The sequence below is a fragment of the Streptomyces sp. DH41 genome (genome assembly GCF_029813785.1).
Taxonomy (GTDB): domain Bacteria; phylum Actinomycetota; class Actinomycetes; order Streptomycetales; family Streptomycetaceae; genus Streptomyces.
In genome coordinates this window covers 182,324-202,128 of sequence record NZ_JARVKY010000013.1, presented here as the reverse complement: position 1 = coordinate 202,128, position 19,805 = coordinate 182,324, and the positions used below count along the sequence as shown (strand labels likewise).

The 19,805-nt window shown below is 71.6% G+C and carries 18 protein-coding genes and 1 pseudogene; 7 read left to right on the top strand and 12 right to left on the bottom strand.

What is annotated here, in order from left to right; translation table 11 throughout:
* Positions 1-93: 93 nt before the first annotated feature.
* Entirely contained in the window at positions 94-1,518 is a 1,425-nt protein-coding gene (locus tag QC283_RS22200) for an amidohydrolase (protein ID WP_279563359.1), read from the bottom strand.
* Between the two features lie 191 nt (positions 1,519-1,709).
* The gene (locus QC283_RS22195; RefSeq protein ID WP_279563358.1) at positions 1,710-2,489 is read right to left on the bottom strand and encodes a nucleotidyltransferase domain-containing protein; all 780 of its coding nucleotides are present in this window, start codon (positions 2,487-2,489) and stop codon (positions 1,710-1,712) included.
* Positions 2,490-2,653: 164 nt separating this feature from the next.
* Here QC283_RS22195 and QC283_RS22190 point away from each other — a divergent pair, with 164 nt between their 5' ends.
* Complete coding sequence (locus QC283_RS22190) at positions 2,654-3,067, top strand: RidA family protein (RefSeq protein WP_279563357.1); 414 nt, start codon at positions 2,654-2,656, stop codon at positions 3,065-3,067.
* Positions 3,064-3,441 (top strand): annotated as a pseudogene (locus tag QC283_RS22185) (GNAT family N-acetyltransferase); the annotation flags it as partial. The gene QC283_RS22190 and the pseudogene QC283_RS22185, both read left to right, overlap by 4 nt.
* A 131-nt stretch (positions 3,442-3,572) precedes the next feature.
* Here the strand turns inward: QC283_RS22185 and tnpA are convergent.
* Positions 3,573-4,001 carry an IS200/IS605 family transposase gene (tnpA, locus tag QC283_RS22180; protein ID WP_279563356.1) on the bottom strand — a complete coding sequence of 143 codons (429 nt, stop codon included), beginning with the start codon at positions 3,999-4,001 and terminating at the stop codon, positions 3,573-3,575.
* 23 nt (positions 4,002-4,024) lie between these two features.
* Between tnpA and QC283_RS22175 the strand changes: the two genes are divergently transcribed.
* Positions 4,025-5,305 carry an RNA-guided endonuclease InsQ/TnpB family protein gene (locus QC283_RS22175; RefSeq protein ID WP_279563355.1) on the top strand — a complete coding sequence of 427 codons (1,281 nt, stop codon included), beginning with the start codon at positions 4,025-4,027 and terminating at the stop codon, positions 5,303-5,305.
* Positions 5,306-5,608: 303 nt separating this feature from the next.
* On the opposite strand, the gene QC283_RS22170 is transcribed toward QC283_RS22175, so the two are convergent.
* Complete coding sequence (locus QC283_RS22170; RefSeq protein WP_279563354.1) at positions 5,609-6,322, bottom strand: uracil-DNA glycosylase; 714 nt, start codon at positions 6,320-6,322, stop codon at positions 5,609-5,611.
* Positions 6,323-6,596: 274 nt separating this feature from the next.
* On the opposite strand from QC283_RS22170, the gene QC283_RS22165 reads away from it, so the two are divergent.
* Together QC283_RS22165 and QC283_RS22160 are read left to right on the top strand one after the other, a co-directional pair.
* The gene (locus QC283_RS22165; protein ID WP_279563353.1) at positions 6,597-6,998 is read left to right on the top strand and encodes a hypothetical protein; all 402 of its coding nucleotides are present in this window, start codon (positions 6,597-6,599) and stop codon (positions 6,996-6,998) included.
* Positions 6,999-7,135: 137 nt separating this feature from the next.
* Complete coding sequence (locus QC283_RS22160; RefSeq protein WP_279563352.1) at positions 7,136-7,690, top strand: RNA-binding S4 domain-containing protein; 555 nt, start codon at positions 7,136-7,138, stop codon at positions 7,688-7,690.
* Positions 7,691-7,783: 93 nt separating this feature from the next.
* Here QC283_RS22160 and QC283_RS22155 read toward each other — a convergent pair whose 3' ends face one another.
* From QC283_RS22155 to rpsA, 7 genes are all read right to left on the bottom strand, one after another.
* Positions 7,784-8,245: a DoxX family protein gene (locus QC283_RS22155; RefSeq protein WP_279563351.1), complete on the bottom strand. Its 462-nt coding sequence runs from the start codon at positions 8,243-8,245 to the stop codon at positions 7,784-7,786.
* 79 nt (positions 8,246-8,324) lie between these two features.
* Positions 8,325-9,011, bottom strand: coding sequence for a class I SAM-dependent methyltransferase (locus QC283_RS22150; protein ID WP_279563350.1), 687 nt, complete (start codon positions 9,009-9,011; stop codon positions 8,325-8,327).
* 126 nt (positions 9,012-9,137) lie between these two features.
* A complete protein-coding gene (locus QC283_RS22145) occupies positions 9,138-10,070 on the bottom strand; it encodes an acyltransferase domain-containing protein (protein ID WP_279563349.1) in 933 nt (310 codons plus the stop codon).
* 50 nt (positions 10,071-10,120) lie between these two features.
* Positions 10,121-10,501: a tetratricopeptide repeat protein gene (locus QC283_RS22140; protein ID WP_279563348.1), complete on the bottom strand. Its 381-nt coding sequence runs from the start codon at positions 10,499-10,501 to the stop codon at positions 10,121-10,123.
* 77 nt (positions 10,502-10,578) lie between these two features.
* The gene (gene coaE, locus QC283_RS22135) at positions 10,579-11,184 is read right to left on the bottom strand and encodes a dephospho-CoA kinase (RefSeq protein ID WP_279563347.1); all 606 of its coding nucleotides are present in this window, start codon (positions 11,182-11,184) and stop codon (positions 10,579-10,581) included.
* A gap of 60 nt (positions 11,185-11,244) precedes the next feature.
* Positions 11,245-12,183, bottom strand: coding sequence for a PAC2 family protein (locus QC283_RS22130; protein ID WP_279563346.1), 939 nt, complete (start codon positions 12,181-12,183; stop codon positions 11,245-11,247).
* A gap of 187 nt (positions 12,184-12,370) precedes the next feature.
* Positions 12,371-13,888 (bottom strand): 30S ribosomal protein S1, encoded by a 1,518-nt coding sequence (gene rpsA, locus QC283_RS22125; RefSeq protein WP_279563345.1) that lies wholly within the window; start codon positions 13,886-13,888, stop codon positions 12,371-12,373.
* Positions 13,889-14,424: 536 nt separating this feature from the next.
* On the opposite strand from rpsA, the gene QC283_RS22120 reads away from it, so the two are divergent.
* A complete protein-coding gene (locus QC283_RS22120) occupies positions 14,425-15,087 on the top strand; it encodes a class I SAM-dependent methyltransferase (RefSeq protein ID WP_279563344.1) in 663 nt (220 codons plus the stop codon).
* A gap of 76 nt (positions 15,088-15,163) precedes the next feature.
* Positions 15,164-17,662 carry an ATP-dependent helicase HrpB gene (gene hrpB / locus QC283_RS22115; protein WP_279563343.1) on the top strand — a complete coding sequence of 833 codons (2,499 nt, stop codon included), beginning with the start codon at positions 15,164-15,166 and terminating at the stop codon, positions 17,660-17,662.
* 124 nt (positions 17,663-17,786) lie between these two features.
* Here the strand turns inward: hrpB and QC283_RS22110 are convergent, their stop codons facing one another.
* Positions 17,787-19,598: a lytic transglycosylase domain-containing protein gene (locus QC283_RS22110; RefSeq protein WP_279563342.1), complete on the bottom strand. Its 1,812-nt coding sequence runs from the start codon at positions 19,596-19,598 to the stop codon at positions 17,787-17,789.
* Positions 19,599-19,805: the final 207 nt, after the last annotated feature.

Here is a 19,805-nt window from a genome sequence, read left to right as displayed (position 1 = left end):
ATCGCGGCCCGGCAAGATTCTTTTCGGGAGGACGCCGGGAAGCCGCTGACCTGGGCGTTCAGTCTGGTACGAGGTTCAGGTCTCCTACGAGGTTCAGGTGTCGTACTCCTGGAGGCGCCGGCCGTGACCGCGGTCGGTCAGGGCGGGCAGCCGCTCCCCCAGTTCCCGCACCACCGCGGGAACGTCGAGGGTCAGCAGCTCGCGGTCCCGCATGAGGACGCGCCCGTCGACGATCGTCGTGCGCACGTCGGCGGACCGGGCGCTGTGCACGAGAGTGGCGGCGAGGTCGTGCACCGGCTGGGTGTGCGGGCCGGTGAGGTCGACGAGGACGAGGTCGGCCCGCCACCCCGGCGCGATACGGCCGACGGTGTCGCGGAGCCCGACCGCGTCCGCGCTCTGCACGGTGGCGTGGTGCAGCGCCTGGCGGGCGGTCAGCCACCGCGGGTCGCCCTCGGTGGACTTCTGGACCAGCGACGTGAGCGCCATCGACTCCCACACGTCCAGGGAGTTGTTGGAGGCGGCACCGTCCGTGGCGATCCCCACGGGGACGCCGATGTCGCGCAGGGCGCGCACAGGCGTGGTGGTGGGCCAGGCGAACTTGAGATAGCCGCGGGGCGCGGTCGCCACGGCCGTACGGCCGCCCGCGCGCGCGAGGAGCGGCAGATCGGCCTCGACGATGCCGGTGCCGTGCGCGATGAGCACGTCGGTGTCGAGGATGCCGGTGCGCTCCAGGACCTCCACGGGGGTGACGCCGTGCCGGGCGAGGCTGGCGTCGGTCTGGGCGCGGTTCTCGGCTGCGTGCAGGTGCACGGGCAGGCCGTGGTCCCGGGCGAGCACGGCAGTGGCGGCGAGGTCGGCGTCGGTCACGGTGTAGGGGGCGTGCGGGGCGAGAGCGGTCGTGACCCGGCCTCCGGCGGTGTCGCGGTGGCGCAGCGCGAACTCGAGTGACGCCTCCCGCCCTCGGGGACCCTGCGAGGAGAAGTACGCCTGCCCCAGCAGCGCCCGCATCCCGCACTCGGCGACCACGGCGGCGACCGCGTCCATGGCGAAGTAGTGGTCCGCGAACGTCGTCACGCCCGCGCGGATCATCTCGGCGCAGGCGAGCCGGGCACCCAGCTCCACGTCCCGTGCGGTGAGGTTGGACTCGACGGGCCAGACGACGTCGTTGAACCACTCCTCGGTGGGCAGGTCCTCGGCGAGTCCGCGCAGGGCGACCATCGGCGCGTGCGTGTGGCAGTTGATCAGACCGGGGAGGGCGACCTGACCGCGCGCGTCGATGCGGTCGGCGGCGGGGAGCCCGTCCACGGCGGCGGCGCTCGTCACCGCATCGACGACTCCGTCCCGTACGACGACGGCCGCGTCCTCCTGGAAGCCGATCCGTGCCCGGTCGTCGTGCACCAGGACGGTGCAGCCGGTGATGACGAGATCGGCGGGTTCCCCACAGGCGTCGGCGGTCTTCTCATGGGCGTCGGCGGGCTCGCGGGAGTCGGCCGGCTTCTCGTGCGAAGAAGGCGTCATCCCGCCAACGTACGGTGCCGATCCGCGCCTACGGGCTGATGCCGGGCCGGTCAGCGCGGCAGGGCCAGTTCGGCACCGCGACGATGAGCGCGGCCGTGTCGGGCGGAAGTGCTGCCATGGGAGCCACAGTGGCGTCGGGCGGGACGGTTCACCAGGCCGGCGCCTCGTACGCCGCGCAGGACTGACAGCGCCTACACCGCCTGCCGGGCGGTCCGGACGGCTTGGCCGAGCAGCGTCCCGCATTCCGTGATCGTCCGTGTCAGGCTTTCCGGTTCCGGCGTCAGGCCCGTCAACAGCGCGTCGATCCCGCTCAGCCCGGCCCGTTCGACCATCCCCTTCTCGTTGGTGACCCACTCCCCGCGCGCCGCCAGTACCGCGTGCGCCGTCTGGGTCGTGGCGAGGGCGATCGCGCCGGCGACCTGGGTGAGGGCGCCCTTGGGCGCGTGGCCGGCCCTGGCGTAGGCGAGGGTGGCGGTGGCCGCTCCGTACCAGCGGTCGGGGGCGGTGGCGCGGAGGGCCTGCGGGTAGGCGGGGCGGGGCAGTTCGCCGCGCAGCACCTCGTTGATCGCCAGCTCCGCGACGACCAGATACGTCGGAATGCCCGCCAGATGGAACATCAGCGGCTCGACGTCGAAGCGTCCCGCCTCCGCCCGCGCCGCCTCGTGTTCCACCACGTCGAGGTCGCGGTAGTGCAGGTCGACCCGGCGGTCGTCGATCGTCAGCCAGGCGCCCCCGTTGAAGACGCCGCCGCCCCATGCGCCGATCCCGGAGACCTCGCCGGGCCAGCCGAGGGCACGGACGTCGTCCGGGTCGAAGGTGCCCCGGTAGTAGACCGCCAGGTCCCAGTCGCTGTCGGGCCCATGCGTGCCCTGGGCCCGGGAGCCGCCGAGGGTGACCGCCCGGACGGTGGGGAGGCCGGCGAGCCGGTCGGCGGTCGTGTCGAGGAAGGCCTGGTCCGTAAGGGTGGGCACTGCTTCGGGCTCCTGGCGGTGGGGGCTGCGTGACGGACACCGGAAGCCTAGGGAGGCCGGTCGCGGACCGCGAGGGGAATTCGGATACGGGAAAATTCGGATGCGGAGGCGGTCCGGCGAACGGACGATCGGGGAGATCGTCGTTCACCGTCTCAGGAGCCCTAGTGATCCAGCGAGTCACCGTGCCCGGTCTGTTCCCGCCGCCCACCTACTCCCATGCCTCCGTCGTCGAGGCCGGGACGAGGCTGGCGTTCCTCGCCGGGTCCGTTCCGCTCGACGCCGAGGGGGCACTGGTCGGTGAGGGCGATCCGGTCCGTCAGGCCGAGCAGGTGATCGCCAACCTCACCGAGCAGTTGCGTGCCGTCGGGAGCGAGCTGAGCCACGTGCTCTCGACCGACGTGTACGTGGTGAGCGGTGAGACTTCCGCGCTGTCCGCCGTCTGGGAGGTCGTCGAGGCGTCCGGGCTCAGTACCGGCCCGCACTCCTCGACGCTCCTCGGGGTGAGCTGCCTCGGGTATCCGGGACAGCTGGTGGAGATCACGGCGACGGCCGTCGTTCCGGAGGAGATACGACCGTGAGCCGGGAGGGCGGCGGAGTGGTCCTACGGCGGGCGGTGGCCGCCGACGCGGGTGCGGCGGCGGGTGTCTGGCTGCGGTCCTTCGCCGCCGCGCTGCCGACCGTGGTCCGGCCCCGCACCGACGACGAGGTCCAGGGCTACTTCCGTCACGTGCTGGTGCCCCTGCGTGAGACCTGGGTGGCGGAGGTGGCGACCGACCGTGCCGTCGTCGGCGTAATGGTGCTGGCGGAGGGGGAACTGTCGCAGTTGTACCTCGCCCCGGACTGGCGCGGGCGCGGGATCGGGGACCGGTTCGTCGCACTGGCCAAGGAACTCCGGCCGGGCGGGCTCTCGCTGTGGACCTTCCAGGTCAACGCGCCCGCGCACCGCTTCTACCTCTGATCTTGCGCAGTGCTCCGTCCTTCAGGACTCCGTTGGCCCAACGGAGTCCTTCAGGGCGGAGGTGAGGCGCATCCTTGGTGCGGAGGCGCGAAGCGCTGGAGTTCTCTGCGCCTTTGTGGTGACGGTCAGATGGGTCGCTGCTGGCTCTCGATGTACTGGCGGACGACGGTGAGCGGTGCTCCGCCGCATGATCCGGCGAAGTAGGAGCCGGACCAGAAGTGTCCGCCCCACAGGTACCGGCGGACGTGGCTGTCGTATTCCTGGCGGAGTCTGCGGGAGCTGACGCCCTTGAGGGAGTTGACCAGCTTGGAGAGCTGCACCTTGGGCGGGTAATGCACGAGCAGGTGGACGTGGTCCTGTTCGCCGTTGAACTGTTTCAGCTCGGCCTCGAAGTCGGTGCAGACCTCCCGCATGATCTCTTCGGTGCGGGTCAGCATGGCGTCGGTGAACGCGTTCCGCCGGTACTTGGTGACAAAGACCAAGTGAACGTGCAAGTGGTGGACAACATGGCGACCGGTTCTGACATCCGGATTCGGTTCCCAGCGTGGTGACATAAACCAATGCTAATCTCACGCTCGTGAAACAAGACACCTTGGTCACACGACAGTTCGGGCACCGTGCCCGGCTCGCACTGTCGCCTGCCGAGGTACTGAAGACGGACGACCAGGCACACGCCGCCCGCACGATGTGGAACCTGCTGCACGCGTGGTGGCAGATGATGCCGAAAGAGAAACGGACACTCGCGAACGCGGACGCCGCGATCCGACAGGCCCGCAAGGACATCGACTTCCTCGCCGCCCTCCCCGCCCAGGCCGCGCAAGCGGTACTCAAGACCTACTTCCGGGCGTGGAAGAACTGCTGGGACGGGCGGGCGAACGCTCCGGACTTCAAGAGCCGCCTCCGTTCGGTGATGTCCGTGGACGTTCCGCAGGGCCGGGACCTGAACATCAGCCGTGTGCACCGACGCTGGGGCATGGCCAACATCCCCAGGATCGGCCGGGTCCGCTTCCGCTGGACCAAGGACCTCCCGGTCGGCAAACACGCCGGCGACGGCAACCGGATCACCGGAGCCCGGCTGGTCAAAGACGCCCTCGGATGGCACCTCGCCTTCCGCGTCCAGACCCTCGAAACCAGACCCGAACCCCACACCGGCCCCGAAGTCGGCATCGACGTCGGGATCAACGTGCCCCTCGCCCTCTCCAACGGCGAAACCTACGAGCACGACGAGTGGCTGACCGACAAGGAGAAGACACGGCTCCTGCACCTGGAGCAGCGCGCCGCCCAGCGTAAACGACACCGCAGACCCGGCGAGCGCACCAGCCGCCGGCTGCGCCGCACCTACGACCGGATCTCAGAGCTCCGCGCGAAAGCCAAGCGCCGGGCCCTGGACTGGCAGCACAAGACGACCACCACCATCGCCCGCACCTACGGCACGATCGTGGTCGAAGCACTCACCATCACGAACATGGTCAAATCCGCCAGGGGAACCACCGAGACACCGGGGAAGAACGTCGCCCAGAAGTCCGGGCTGAACCGCTCCATCAACCAGGAGGCATGGGGCCGCACGGTCACCCTGCTGACGTACAAGACCGCCCAGCACGGCGGCACCCTGCACAAGGTCCCTGCCCCCGGCACCTCCCAGCGCTGCTCGGCGTGCGGTCTCACCACGCCCGGCAGCCGGGAGTCCCAGGCCGTCTTCGTGTGCAAGAGCCCGGACTGCGGCTGGTCGGGCAACGCCGACCACAACGCGGCCCGCAACGTCCTGCACCTGTACCGGATGGGCCTCGCGCTCATCCCGGCTGCCGGAAGGGCAGTCGTCAGGCGCGCAAAGCGCGTCAAGCCCGCTACCGCAAGGTAAGCAGGAATCTCCCGGCTTCAGCCGGGAGAGCACTTCAAGAACGGCACGGTTTCACGGCCGTGGAGTGGACGGACGGCGCCGGGAACGAGGAGCGGGAGCCGGACGTGCGGTACGTGTGGTGGCCTTGGCGCGCGGACACGGACCCGGGCACGGCCGAGGGACGGACCGGCCGGTGAGGCCCGCGGCCGGTCAGGCGTGGCGGAGCCGCCAGGCGATGCCGAGCATGCCGTGGTCGTGCGGTTCGGTCTCCGGATGCAGGCCCAGCGGGGCGCCGTAGCGCCGTCGGCTGGGACACTCGCCCCTTTACCGGGTGGGCAGCCCCGCCGTCTCGGCCGCGGTGCGCAGCACCTCACGGAGCATCTCGGGGGTGAGCCGGCCGGTGAACGTGTTGCGCTGACTGACGTGGAAGCAGCCGAAGAGGTCCAGGCCGGCCCCGTCCGGGGCGTCCAGTGTGACGTGGCCGCCGTGCGCGAAGGCGGGACGGGGCCGGGGCACCGGCCAGCCCGCCTCGGCGAACGCGGGCAGCGCCGCCTGCCAGCCGAAGGCGCCGAGGACCACCACGGCCCGTAGCGTCGGCCGCAGCAGACCCAGCTCCTGAACGAGCCAGGAACGACAGGTGTCCCGCTCGGCGGGGGTCGGCTTGTTGGCGGGCGGGGCGCAGTGCACCGGCGAGGTGATGCGCACGCCGTACAGTTCCAGGCCGTCGTCGGCGCAGACCGCGGTGGGCTGCGAGGCGAGGCCCACGTCGTACAACGCCTGGTACAGCACGTCCCCGGAGCGGTCGCCGGTGAACATCCGGCCAGTGCGGTTGCCGCCGTGTGCCGCGGGGGCGAGCCCGACGATCAGCAGACGCGCGTCCGGCGGGCCGAAGCCCGGGACCGGCCGGCCCCAGTACGTCCAGTCGGCGAAGGCCGCCCGCTTGGTACGGGCCACCTCCTCCCGCCAGTCGACCAACCGCGGACAGGCCCGGCACCCCGCGATCCGCTGGTCGAGTACGGAGAGGCCGGTGGTGTCCATGCCTCCACCGTAAGGCCGTCCAGCCCCGAGGCGCCTTGCGCCTGCCGGTGCCGTCCCGTCCCCGTCCCGTCCTGGCGGCAGCCGCGCCGCGAGTTGTTCAGGGGTACGGAGCACGTTCCTGAACAACCGGGTGGGTGCTGGACTCGGTGCAGCGGGGCACCGACCGACCGTCTCGACTCCGAGCGCACCGGTGCCGTGCCCGGGCCCGGGCTCGCGCTCGGGCGGCGCGGAAACTCCCCGCCGTACCGCTTTCGATCGACCGAAGGACGATGACGTGAACCGTATCCACCGACTGACAGCCTCACTCCCGGTGACCACCGCCGGTGCGCGCCGGCGGGCCGCGTCGGCTGCCGTGACGCTGGCCATGGCGGGCACACTCGGGTTCGGCGCGATGACGCCGGTGGCGTCGGCCGCCAACGGGCCCTGCTACGACGGGCGGTGCACGACCACCGTGTCGGCGCCCAGGACCATCAAGGTCGACAGCCGCAAGTTCGGGTTCGGGAAGTTGAAGATCACGAGCGTCAGCCCCCGGTCCGTGAAGATGTCGGCCGCCGGCGGGCGCCTCGGCGGCAGCTCCAGCCCGGGCGGCACCGTCCAGTTCAACAACCTGAAGGTCTGGGTGAAGTCGGTCTCCGGCAAGAAGGCCACACTTCAGCTGTTCCCCACGCGGTACTAGAGGACCTGTCGTCGAGCCCCGGCGTCCCGACGCGCGCCGGGACGCCTCGTCCGCCGGGCATCGGACGCGACCGCCCACCTCGGTCGCCGCCGGAAAAGGGAGCCCCTTTCGCCTGGCCGGGCGGTTAAGGTCGAGTCATGGCTTCCGAGCATGACGAGGGCAGGAACGGCGGGACGGCCGACCACCCACAGGACACTGGCGGCGACGGCGCCGCTGCCGCCGCCCAGTCTCCGGACCCGAAGACCGCCTCCGCGATCGCCGCCGCCGAGGCGGCCGGGCCGAAGAACGGCGAGAGCGTCCGCGTGGACAGCTGGATCTGGGCCGTCCGTCTCATCAAGACCCGCTCCCTCGGCGCGACCGCCTGCCGGGGCGGCCATGTCCGGGTGAACGGCGAGCGGGTGAAGCCCGCGTACTCCCTGCGCGTCGGCGACGAGGTGCGCCTGCGACAGGAGGGCAGGGAACGCGTCGTCGTCGTCAAGCGGCTGATCCGCAAGCGCGTCGGTGCCCCGGTCGCCGTGCAGTGCTACCTCGACAACTCCCCGCCGCCCCCGCCCCGCGAGGCCGTCGCTCCGGCCGGCATCCGCGACCGCGGCGCCGGCCGCCCGACCAAGCGCGACCGCCGCGAGCTGGAACGCCTGCGAGGGCTTGAGAGCCTGGGCCGCGCCCGGAGTGAAGCCGAGACCAGGCCCTGAGTCCGTGGACCGCCCTTGTGCCCTGCCGGCAACGCCGACGGCGACGTCGGCGGCAGGGCACGCGAACGGTCAGGCACGTCCTTGGGCGCATCGTCAGGCGCGTCGTATCAGCCGGAACAGTTCCTCGTTGTGCCCGCGGCGGGCCCAGGCGACGAGCAGGAGCGGCACCATCAGGATGAGCGGTGTCGCCGCCTGCTCTCCGTCGAAGTAGGTGAGCTGGACCACGAACGCGCCGACCATCAGCGCGCTCAGCGCAGCCCCCGCCGCCGACTGCAGCACCGGGACCAACAGGGCGATCGCTCCGGCCAGCTCGAGGACGCCGATCGTGTACATGCCCGCGTTGCCCCAGCCCATCTCGGCAAAAGTGTCGGCCGCCGAGGAATGCGCGATCAACTTGGGAAAGGCGCTCGCGACGGCGAAGAACAGCGCGAGGAGCACCTGCACCGCGCGTAGGGCGATCCGGGCGCCACGCCCGCGGGACGGCGTGACGGAAGCAGCGGAGGTGACGGAAGCACCAGGTGCGGCGGGAGCGACGGGAGCGGAGGTCACGGGCACAGGGTCTCCTGAGCTGAGCGGTCAGTGTTGCTGTCGGGAGTACAGACCGCTCGCCGGCTCGGAACTCATCGCCGATCTCCTATCCTTCTTTCACGGGGACCGCCCTCACCCACGTCCCGTCATCGGTGAGATACCGGTCCACCCGGAGCCCCGCCTCCCCCAGTGCCTCCTCGAACTGTTCCCTGCTCAGCGGCCGGGCCCGAAAGGTCTGCGTCCAGACCGCGTCCGGGAACTCGTACTCCGCCCTTACCGAGTTGACGCCGTCCCCGACCGGTTGTGACGACACGATCCGCACGGTGAAGCCGCTGGGATCCACTCGCTCACGCGGCAGGTTCGTGTGGTAGTCCTCACCCTCTCGTTGGATCAGTACACAGCCGTCCCGCGCGACATGACGGGCACAGGTGCGCAGCAGCCCCCGTCTCACCTCGATGTCGCCGGTGTGCACGAGGAACGACGCCAGCATCACCACGTCGAAGCTCTCACCCAGGTCGAGGTCCTCGATCGGGCTGCGTATCTTCCGTGCCCCCCGCACGTGCTCCAGCATCTCGGCGGACTCGTCCACCGCGGTGACGTCGAAGCCCCGCTCCAGCAGCGGATGGGTCATGCGTCCCACGCCACTGCCCAGTTCGAGGATGCGCGCGCCCTCGGGCGCCGCGGCGGCGACGATGTCCGGCTCGGCTCCGGCGGGCAGCCGTGAGTAGAGCTCGACGGCGCAGCCGTCCGGGGTGATGGCTCCGGGTCCCGTCCCCTGGTGTCCCTCTCGCATTTTCAGCTCCATGCCCGTCCAACGGGCCGCTCTCGCACGCCCGTTCCCGACCAGCATCGATTCACCCGCTCGAGTGAACACACGCGGGTCCGTCCGGAGCGGGGCGATCGGCACAGCGGTGTGCCCTCAGAACGGGAACCAGCCGCACCCGATGTACCAGTGGCCGCCCGCCCGTAGATGGTCTCCGACAGCACGCTCCACCGAGGTGCGGCGCGGCAGATCCTCGATCGGCAGACAGGAGTTCCCGAAGACGAAGCGGACCGGCTCCTCGTCGGCCGGCTCGGTGTCCTCGCGCGTCACCCGGAAGCGTTCCTGGAAACGGACGATGTTGGAGTCCGCGGCCAGGTACCTCTTCAGCTGCGGGTCGAGAAGCCAGGAGTGGCACGTCGCCGTTCGGTAGGGCTCCTCGGGGAAGTGCCGGTGGAAGAACTGCCTGGCGAGCGTGAGCGAGCGGTCGCAGGCGGCCGGTGTCAGCGGCCCGCGGTAGTCCGGGATGTGCAGGTTCACACAGGGCTCGCCCGGCACCGCGTCCAGCCCTGCCGCCCGCAGCACCGGTGCCGTCCGCTGCCCGATCGTGGCCCGCTCGAACTGCAGCCGCCCCAGCTGGTACAGCTCTCCCCGGAAGTGGTGCGTCAGCCACTGCGGGGCCCGCACCCCGCCCGTGCCGTGCCGCCTGCGGTGGCTCGCCATGTTCCGTCCCAGGTCGGCGAGGGTGTGCCGGGTGACCTCGGCCGGGACGCCGCGCTCCCGGTGGTACGCGCGGGTGTACGGCAGCGCGGCGACGAACACGTACGCGGCGAAGTACGCGCCCAGCGCCTGCGGAGCCTGAGCGAGACGCTCCTCGAACCGCCGCACGCCCTCCCTGTCCCCGGTCACCTCGCCGAGGTCCCGCACCAGCTCCCGGACGCACTCCTCCAGCAGCCGCGTCACTGCGGCGTCGTGCGTCACCGCCCCGCTCAGGCGCACCAGTGCGTTGATGTCCTCGTGCGGCACCGCGAGGTCGAGCAGTACTTCGGGCAGGTCGTCGGCGTCCGGCAGGACGGGTCGGTCCAGTGGCACTGCCTGTTCCCCCTCGTGTCTCCCCGGCCGTCGGAAGAAGGAATCGCCCGTCAGGAGTCGAACCGCGCCTGCTGCAGGTACTCCGGGTTGGGGTCGAGAGCCGCCGCCAGCCGGAAGTGGCGCCTGGCCTGGTCGGGGCAGCCCCGGCGCTCGAAGGTGCGGGCGAGCGCGAAGTGCGCGAACGCGTTGTCCGGCTCACGCTCCAGGACGATGGTGAACTCGAGCTCGGCCGGTCTCAGTTGTGCCGCCGCGAAGAACGCACGCGCGCGCAGCAGTCGCGCGGCGGTACTCTCCGGATGCGTGGCGATGACCCCGTCGAGCAGTTTCACCGCGCCCTGCGGGTCCCGTGCCGCGAGCAGTTGCTCGGCGGCACGGAAGTCGATGACATCCGTCTCCGGCGTACGTCCGGTCGAACCACTGGTCTCGGGCACGGCAGAGTCCTTCCCTCACTCAGAGGGATCAACGCCCGCGCGGGGACGGCTATTCCGACGGCCGGCCGCCGGGGCGTTCAGCGCGGCGCGTGCGCTCTGCGGGTCAGCTCGGCCCACACCTTTTTCACGCGGGCCCGCAGTGCGTCCAGCGGCACGTCGTTGTCGATGACCACGTCCGCGATCTCCCGCCGCTGCTCCCGTGTCGCCTGGGCGGCCATACGCGCGCGTGCGTCCGGCTCGGTCATGCCGCGCAGCCGTACCAGCCGGTCGAGCTGGGTGGCGGGGTCGGCGTCGACGACGACCACGACGTCGTACAGCGGTGCCAGGCCGTTCTCCGTGAGCAGGGGGACGTCGTGGACGACGACGGCGTCGTCGTCCGCGGCCTCCTCGAGGGCGCGGGAGCGGGCGCCGACCAGGGGGTGGACGATCGAGTTCAGCGCGGCCAGCTTCTCCGGGTCGGCGAACACGATGGAGCCGAGTTTCGGCCGGTCCAGGCTGCCGTCGCCGGTGAGCACGTCCTCGCCGAACGCCTCCACGACCGCGGCGAGCCCCGGGGTTCCCGGCGCGACGACCTCGCGCGCGATCCGGTCCGCGTCGATCAGTACGGCGCCGTACTCGACGAACAGCCGTGCCACCTCGCTCTTGCCGGCGCCGATTCCACCGGTCAGGCCAACCTTCAGCATGAGCGGAAGCATAGGCCCGTCATGGGGCGGCGTCGGACGTCGCCCCACCGCGGAGCGGCGTCAGCCGTCGCCCTCCCGCTCGGCCAGGAACCGTTCGAACTCGCGGCCGATCTCGTCCGCCGACGGGATCTCGACGGGCTCGGCGAGCATGTTGCCGCGGGTCTCGGCGCCCGCGGCGGCGTCGTACTGGTGCTCCAGGCCCTGGATGAGGGCGGTGAGTTCCTCGTCGCCCTCCTGGATCTGCCGGTCGATCTCGGTCTGGGTGCGGTGGGCGTCGGTGCGCAGGGAGTGCGCGACGCCCGGCAGGACCAGACCGGTCGCCGCGGTGATCGACTCCAGGACGGTCAGTGCCGCGTCCGGGTACGGGGAGCGCGCGATGTAGTGCGGGACGTGCGCGGCGACGCCCAGCACCTCGTGGCCGGCCTGCATGAGCCGGTACTCGACGAGCGCTTCGGCGCTGCCGGGGACCTGCGCCTCCTCGAAGGGGCTGCGGTGGCCCGGCACCAGGTCGGTGCGGTTGCCGTGCGGGGTGATTCCGACCGGGCGGGTGTGCGGGACGCCCATGGGGATGCCGTGGAAGCTGACCGCGAGGCGGACGCCGAGCCGCTCGACGATCTGCTGTACGGCGGCGGCGAAGCGCTCCCACTCGACGTCCGGCTCGGGGCCCGACAGCAGCAGGAAGGGTGCTCCGGTGGCGTCCTGGACGACCCGCACCTCGATGGCGGGCACCTCGTAGTCCGTCCAGGAGTCCTGCTTGAAGGTCAGCAGCGGCCGGCGCGCCCGGTAGTCCACGAGCCGGTCGTGGTCGAAGCGGGCGACGACCTGGTGGGGCAGCGAGTCGAGCACCTGGTCGACGATCTGGTCGCCGGTCTCGCCGGCGTCGATGTATCCGTCGAAGTGGTAGAGCATGACCAGTCCGGCCGACTCCTGGGCGAGTGCCATGTCGACGACGGCCAAGCCCTTCGGCTCCCATGCGTACAAACCCTGCGGATCAAGCACAGTGACCGCTCCCCTCCTCGTGTTCCTACTGGACAACAAGGGGCCTGGCCCGGGCATTCCCCGTGCGTCCGCCGAACGGGCGGACGGCCGACGGCCGCGAACGCGCCGAGGGCCCGCACCCCGGGAAGGGTGCGGGCCCTCGGTTCACGAGCTAACGCTCGATGAGGAGCTCCTGCTCAGCCTGCGGTCAGCTCTGGCCGCCGGCCAGCTTCTCGCGCAGCGCGGCCAGCGCCTCGTCCGACGCCAGGGCGCCGGAGTTGTCGCCGCCCTCGGAGGAGTACGAGCCGCCGCCACCGCCGCCGCCACCGCTGGACGCGGCCGGAGCCGCACCCGCCGTGTCGACACCCTCGGCAGCGGCCTTCTCGTCCGCCTCGCGGGACTTGATGACCTGCGCCTGGTGCTGCTCGAAGCGGGTCTGCGCCTCGGCGTACTGGGTCTCCCACGCCTCGCGCTGGGTCTCGTAGCCCTCGAGCCAGTCGTTGGTCTCGGGGTCGAAGCCCTCGGGGTAGATGTAGTTGCCCTGGTCGTCGTACGACGCGGCCATGCCGTACAGGGTCGGGTCGAACTCGACCACCGACGGGTCGGCACCGAAGGCCTCGTTGGCCTGCTTCAGCGAGAGGCTGATGCGACGGCGCTCGAGGTCGATGTCGATGACCTTGACGAAGATCTCGTCGTTGACCTGGACGACCTGCTCCGGGATCTCCACGTGGCGCTCGGCCAGCTCGGAGATGTGGACCAGACCCTCGATGCCCTCGTCCACGCGGACGAACGCACCGAACGGCACCAGCTTCGTGACCTTGCCGGGCACGACCTGGCCGATCTGGTGGGTGCGGGCGAACTGCTGCCACGGGTCTTCCTGGGTCGCCTTCAGCGACAGGGAGACACGCTCGCGGTCCATGTCGACGTCGAGGACCTCGACGGTGACCTCCTGGCCGACCTCGACAACCTCGGAGGGGTGGTCGATGTGCTTCCAGGACAGCTCGGAGACGTGGACCAGACCGTCGACGCCACCCAGGTCCACGAAGGCACCGAAGTTGACGATCGAGGAGACGACGCCGGAACGGACCTGACCCTTCTGGAGGGTCGTGAGGAACGTCTGGCGGACCTCGGACTGGGTCTGCTCGAGCCAGGCACGGCGGGACAGGACCACGTTGTTGCGGTTCTTGTCCAGCTCGATGATCTTCGCCTCGAGCTCCTTGCCCACGTAGGGCTGGAGGTCGCGGACACGGCGCATCTCGACCAGGGAGGCCGGGAGGAAGCCGCGGAGGCCGATGTCGAGGATGAGACCACCCTTGACGACCTCGATGACGGTACCGGTGACGATGCCGTCCTCTTCCTTGATCTTCTCGATGGTGCCCCAGGCCCGCTCGTACTGGGCACGCTTCTTCGAGAGGATCAGGCGGCCTTCCTTGTCCTCCTTCTGGAGAACAAGGGCCTCGATCTCGTCACCGACGGCGACGACCTCGTTGGGGTCGACGTCGTGCTTGATCGAGAGCTCGCGGCTCGGGATGACACCTTCGGTCTTGTAACCGATGTCGAGCAGGACCTCGTCCCGGTCGACCTTCACGATGACGCCGTCGACGATGTCGCCGTCGTTGAAGTACTTGATCGTTTCGTCGATCGCGGCGAGGAAGGCTTCCTCGTTACCGATGTCGTTGACCGCAACCTGCGGGGTGGTGGCGGTGGTCTCGGTGCTGCTCGTCATGTGGGAAAGGGCTCCGGTACGGACATTGAAGTCGTAGGTACTGCTTACGCCGGGAGCCCGTTTCGCTCTGCAGAAGCCGGACAGCCAAGGAAGCGTCACCGAAACCAGGGGTGACACCTCGAGAACCGAGGGGACATACAACAGATGCGAGCGCGACCTGCTACGTCTGAGGTGCGCAGGCCCGCAGCGCAACTTGTAGCATACGGGGGCAGCCGGGCAGGGTCAATGCGCGAAGCCGCACACCCGGGGCGGATCACCGCATACCCGGCACAAAAGCCGTCTCCCGAGGCCACGCGAACCCCCATACGGCCCTTGCGTGACACGCGGGACGGGCGGCACGGAAGAGCCCGCAGACTAATACCAGGGAGCCGGTCATCCAAGAGCCCGAGACGTCCGAAGCCGCAGAGGCCGAGCCCGAAGCCACCCGGCGTGCCGCCGGTGTCACGGAGAGCTCCCGCGCCAACCGTGGCTGGTGGGACCGGAACGCGGACGAGTACCAGGTCGAGCACGGAACCTTCCTCGGCGACGACCGCTTCGTGTGGTGCCCCGAGGGTCTGGACGAGGTGGAGGCCGAGCTGCTCGGCCCGCCGGAGGACCTGAAGGGCAGGGATGTCCTGGAGATCGGCGCCGGCGCCGCCCAGTGCTCCCGCTGGCTGACCGCCCAGGGCGCCCGTCCGGTGGCCCTGGACCTCTCCCACCGCCAGCTCCAGCACGCCCTGCGCATCGGCGGCGACGTCCCCCTGGTCTGTGCCGACGCCGCCGTGCTGCCCTTCGCTGACGGATCCTTCGACCTCGCCTGCTCGGCGTACGGGGCGCTGCCCTTCGTCGCCGACCCGCGGCTGGTACTGCGGGAGGTGCACCGGGTGCTGCGGCCCGGGGGACGCTTCGTCTTCTCCGTCACGCACCCGCTGCGCTGGGCGTTCCCGGACGAGCCGGGCCCGGAGGGACTGTCGGTGTCCGCCTCCTACTTCGACCGCACACCGTACGTCGAGCAGGACGACGAAGGCCTCGCGGTGTACGTCGAGCACCACAGGACGCTCGGCGACCGCGTCCGGGACGTCGTGACGTCGGGGTTCCGGCTGGTGGACCTGGTGGAGCCGGAGTGGCCGGAGTGGAACACCTCCGAGTGGGGCGGCTGGTCGCCCCTGCGCGGACATCTCATCCCGGGCACGGCGATCTTCGTGTGCGAGCGCGACTGAGTCCACGCCGTCCGCTTCCGCCCACGTGTGCACGCGCGCGTGGAGGGTGGTTTCGCCGACGTACGACACTGGGGGCGTGATCCGTTACGACGCCCTGGACGCCCTGCCCGTACGCGGTGCCCTGCCCGCGCTGCACGACGCCCTGGAGGGGCACGGCACCGCGGTGCTGGTAGCGCCACCCGGCACCGGCAAGACGACGCTGGTGCCGCTCGCGCTGGCCGGGCTGCTGGGCGAGGGCCCCGAGCGGCGTGTGGTCGTGGCGGAGCCGCGGCGGATCGCCGCGCGGGCGGCGGCCCGGCGCATGGCGTGGCTGCTGGGTGAGAAGCCCGGCGCGAGCGTCGGGTACACCGTGCGCGGGGAGCGGGTCGTGGGGCGGCACACGCGCGTGGAGGTCGTCACGACCGGTGTGCTGTTGCAGCGGCTCCAGCGGGACCAGGAGCTGACGGGCGTCGACGTGGTGGTGCTCGACGAGTGCCACGAGCGGCATCTGGACGCGGACACGACGGCGGCGTTCCTGTGGGACGTGCGGCAGACGCTCCGGCCGGAGCTGCGGCTGGTGGCCGCGTCGGCGACGACCGACGCGCAGGGCTGGGCCCGGCTGCTGGGCGGGGCGCCGGTCGTCGAGGCGCGGGGCGTGTCGTACCCCGTGGAGGTGGTGTGGGCCCCGCCGGCGCGCCCGGTACGGCCGCCGCACGGGATGCGGGTGGACCCGGCGCTGCTCGCGCACGTGGCGTCGGTGGTACGGCGGGCGCTGGCGGAGCGGGACGGGGACGTGCTGTGTTTCCTGCCGGGCGTCGGGGAGATCACCCGGGTCGCCGGACAGCTGGGAAGTCCCGCCGGCGTCGACGTGCTCCAGGTGCACGGGCGGGCACCGGCGGCCGTGCAGGACGCGGTGCTGGTTCCCGGGTCGCGGCGCCGGGTGGTGCTGGCGACCGCGGTGGCCGAGTCGTCGCTGACGGTTCCGGGCGTGCGGGTGGTCGTGGACGCGGGGCTGGCGCGGGAGCCGCGGGTGGACCACGCGCGCGGGCTGAGCGCCCTGACGACGGTCCGCGCGTCGCGGGCGGCGGCACGGCAGCGGGCCGGGCGGGCGGGGCGTGAGGCGCCGGGTGCGGTGTACCGCTGCTGGACGGAGGCGGAGGACGCCCGCCTGCCGCGGTTCCCGGCGCCGGAGATCAAGGTGGCCGACCTGACGGCGTTCGCGCTGCAGGCGGCCTGCTGGGGCGACCCGGAGGCGTCCGGGCTGGCGCTGCTCGATCCGCCGCCGGGCGGGGCGATGGCGGCGGCCCGGTCGGTACTGACGGCCGTGGGCGCGGTGGACCCCGCCGGCCGCGCCACCACGCGGGGCGTACGACTGGCCCGCCTGGGCCTGCATCCGCGGCTGGGGCGGGCACTGCTCGACGCGGGCGCGTCGCACGCGGTCGTCGAGGTGGTCGCCCTGCTCAGTGAGGAACCGCCGCGGGAGTACGGGGACGACCTGGCGTCCGCGCTGAGGGCCGCCCGGCGAGCGGGGGACGCCTATGGGGCGCGGTGGCGGAGCGAGGTACGGCGGCTGCGCGGCGCCGTGGAGGAAGAAGGGGACGGCCGGCGGACACGGGGACTCACGGAGGACGCTCTCGCCGGGCTGGTGGCCGCTCTGGCCTTTCCCGAGCGGGTGGCCCGGAAGGACGGCGGTTCGTATCTGATGGTTTCCGGTACCCGGGCCGAGCTGCCGGAGGCGTCGGCGCTGCGCGGCGCGCCGTGGATCGCGGTCGCCGTGGCCGACCGGCCCGTGGGGAAGGGGCACGCGCGCGTGCAGCTCGGGGCGGTCGTCGACGAGGCGACTGCCCGGCTCGCGGCGGGAGCGCTGCTGGAGGAGCGGGAAGAGGTGCACTGGGGTGACGGCGACGTCGTGGCCCGGCGTGTCGCACGACTCGGGGCCGTGGAACTCGCCGTGCGACCACTCGCCGACGCCGGCCCCGGTCTCGTACGGAACGCGCTGCTGGAGGGGCTGCGGCAGGAGGGGCTCGGGTTGTTGCGCTGGTCGGCCGACGCGGACGTACTGCGCAAGCGGCTCGCCTTCCTGCGGCGGCAGCTCGGCGAGCCCTGGCCGGACGTCGGTGACGAAGCACTGCACGCGCGCGTGGACGAGTGGCTGGAACCGGAACTGAGCCGGGCCCGACGGCGGGCCGACCTGGCCCGGATCGACGCCGGGCAGGCACTGGCGCGGCTGCTGCCGTGGGCGGGCGGGGAGGCGGCACGGCTCGACGAACTCGCTCCGGAGCGGATCACCGTCCCCAGCGGGTCCAGGATCCGGATCGACTACGGCGATCCCGGCCGGCCGGTCCTGGCGGTGAAGCTGCAGGAGATGTTCGGGCTCCAGCACACGCCCGAGATCGCCGGGGTGCCGCTCCTCGTCCATCTCCTCTCCCCCGCCGGCCGTCCGGCCGCGGTCACCGCCGACCTGGCCTCCTTCTGGAAGGACGGCTACAAGGGCGTACGGGCGGAGCTGCGCGGCCGGTATCCGAAGCATCCGTGGCCCGAGGACCCGGCCACGGCGGAGCCGACGCGGCACACGAAGGCGCGGCTCGCGAAGTGACGGAGTAACGGAGTGACGGAGCTGCCGAGTGGGTGAGCTACCGAGTGGCGAGGGCGTCGAGTGACGAGGGCGCCCCGCCGCCGAAGCGGTGGGGCGCCCTCGGGTGTCCGGGCAGTGGCCGCGTCTACGCCCCGGGCTCGGTCGACGGCTCCGTGGACGGGCTGGGCGAGGCGTCGGTGGACGGGGCCGGTGACGGCTCCGTCTCGGCCTCGGCGACCGTCAGCTGTACGTTGAGCGTGGCGCCGCCCGCCGTGGTGAGGCGGAGCACGAACGTGCCGGCGGTGTCGTCCGCGTACAGCTTCGGCAGCGTCAGCAGTCCCTTGGCGTCGGTCTTCAGGCCGGTCAGGGTGCGGACCGCCGTACCGTCGGCGTCCTTGAAGAAGGGGCCCTTGTCGTTCTCGGCCGGGTCGAGCACCGACTTGACGAGCGTGGCGGTGACGGCGACCTTGTCCGCGGCGGTGCCCTTGTGCGTGGCCTTCACCGCGACCCGGTCGGCGAACTCGCCGCCCGGTGTACAGGTCAGGGCGCTGTCGCCGGTGCGCGCGAGGGCGTCGGCGACGCGTTCGGTGACGGTGGCCCTGTGGTCCAGGCCGGCGACGGCGCGGCCGACGACGGTGGCACGCACGGTGAACCCGCCGGTCTTCTCACCCGCCACCAGCGCGGGCGCGACGGCCACTCCGGAGGCGTTGGTGATGACCGCGGCGACCTTCTCGCCGCCGGCGAAGGTGGCGTCCGTGTCGCCCAGGACGGTGAAGCGGATCCGTACCTTGCCGACGGCCTTTCCGTTCTTGGTCTCGGCGCGGGTGCTGATCCTCTTGCTGAACGTGTCGCCCGCGATCGCGGTGAGCCCCGTGGCACCGGCGTTCTCCAGGTGGTGCACCGTGTCGGTCGGGGTCTCGGTCTGCGGCGGTGTCTCCGGGTCGGTCGGTCCGGGGCTCGGGGAGCCGGTGCCGGGGTCCGACGGCTTGGTGGGATCGGCGGGCGCGCTGGGCTCGGTGGGCTTGTCCGGCTTCCCGGGGCCGGGCGTCGCCGTGCCGGGGGTCTGGGGCACGGTGCTCGCGCCGGATCCGCCGGGCGAGGGACTGGGCCCGGTCACGTCGGTGCCGTCGTCACTGCGGTCCACGGGCAGCGTGCCGGTGCCGTCCGGGATCTCGTGGGTGCCCTTGCGGTAGTGCTCCAGCCACGACAGGACCGTGCGCAGGTAGTCCTGCGAGTTGTTGTAGCTGAGGATCGCCCTGTCGAGGTCGGCCTGCGTGGACAGGTCCCAGCCGAAGCGGCACAGGTAGTGGCCGGCGGCGAGCGCGGCGTCGTAGATGTTGTTGGGGTCTTCCTTGCCGTCACCGTTGCCGTCACGGCTCGCCCACGCCCAGGTGGAGGGGATGAACTGCATGGGGCCGACGGCGTTGTCGTAGCTGCTGTTGCCGTCGTGGACGCCGTTGTCGGTGTCCTTGATGAGCGCGAAGCCGTTGCCGTCGAGCTGGGGGCCGATGATGGGGCTGGTGGTGGTGCCGTCGGCGGTGACGCGACCGCCGCGGGCCTGGCCCGATTCCACCTTGCCGATGGCCGCGAGGAGTTGCCAGGGCAGGTTGCAGCCGGGCTTGGACCGGCGCAGCTCCGTCTCGGCCTTCTTGTAGGCGTCGAGGACGGTCGCGGGAATGCCCGCCTCGGACGTGCCCCGGGAGGCGGGGGTGCCGATGGTGGGTGCGGGGCTCGGACTCTTGAGCGGCGGCAGGTCCGTGTAGTACGGCGAGTTGCCGGTGGCGCTCTGAGAGGGGGGCGTGTCGGACGCGGGCGCGTTGTCGGCGGTGGTCTGTCTGCCGTGGGAGTCGGCCGTCACGTTGGGAGCCTGGGACGCGGACAGGGCCGCGACCGCGACCGCCGCCACGGTGGTGGTGACCGCCGCCTTGCGGAGTCTCCTGTCGAAGTGCGCCACCATAGAGTGAACCCCTCCCGTGGACGCCCGCGCGTCCGTATCCGTCGGCCCTCGGCTGTCTCGTCCGCGGTACCCGCCCTGTTGTGACGACCGGTCCGGGGCGATGGTTGCACCGCAACTTTCCGGGCGTGTTGTTCGTCTGTTCGACCAGTACGGTGCCGCAGGCGACCCTACGACAACTTGCTTTGCGCGGGCACCCGTTCGTGCCCG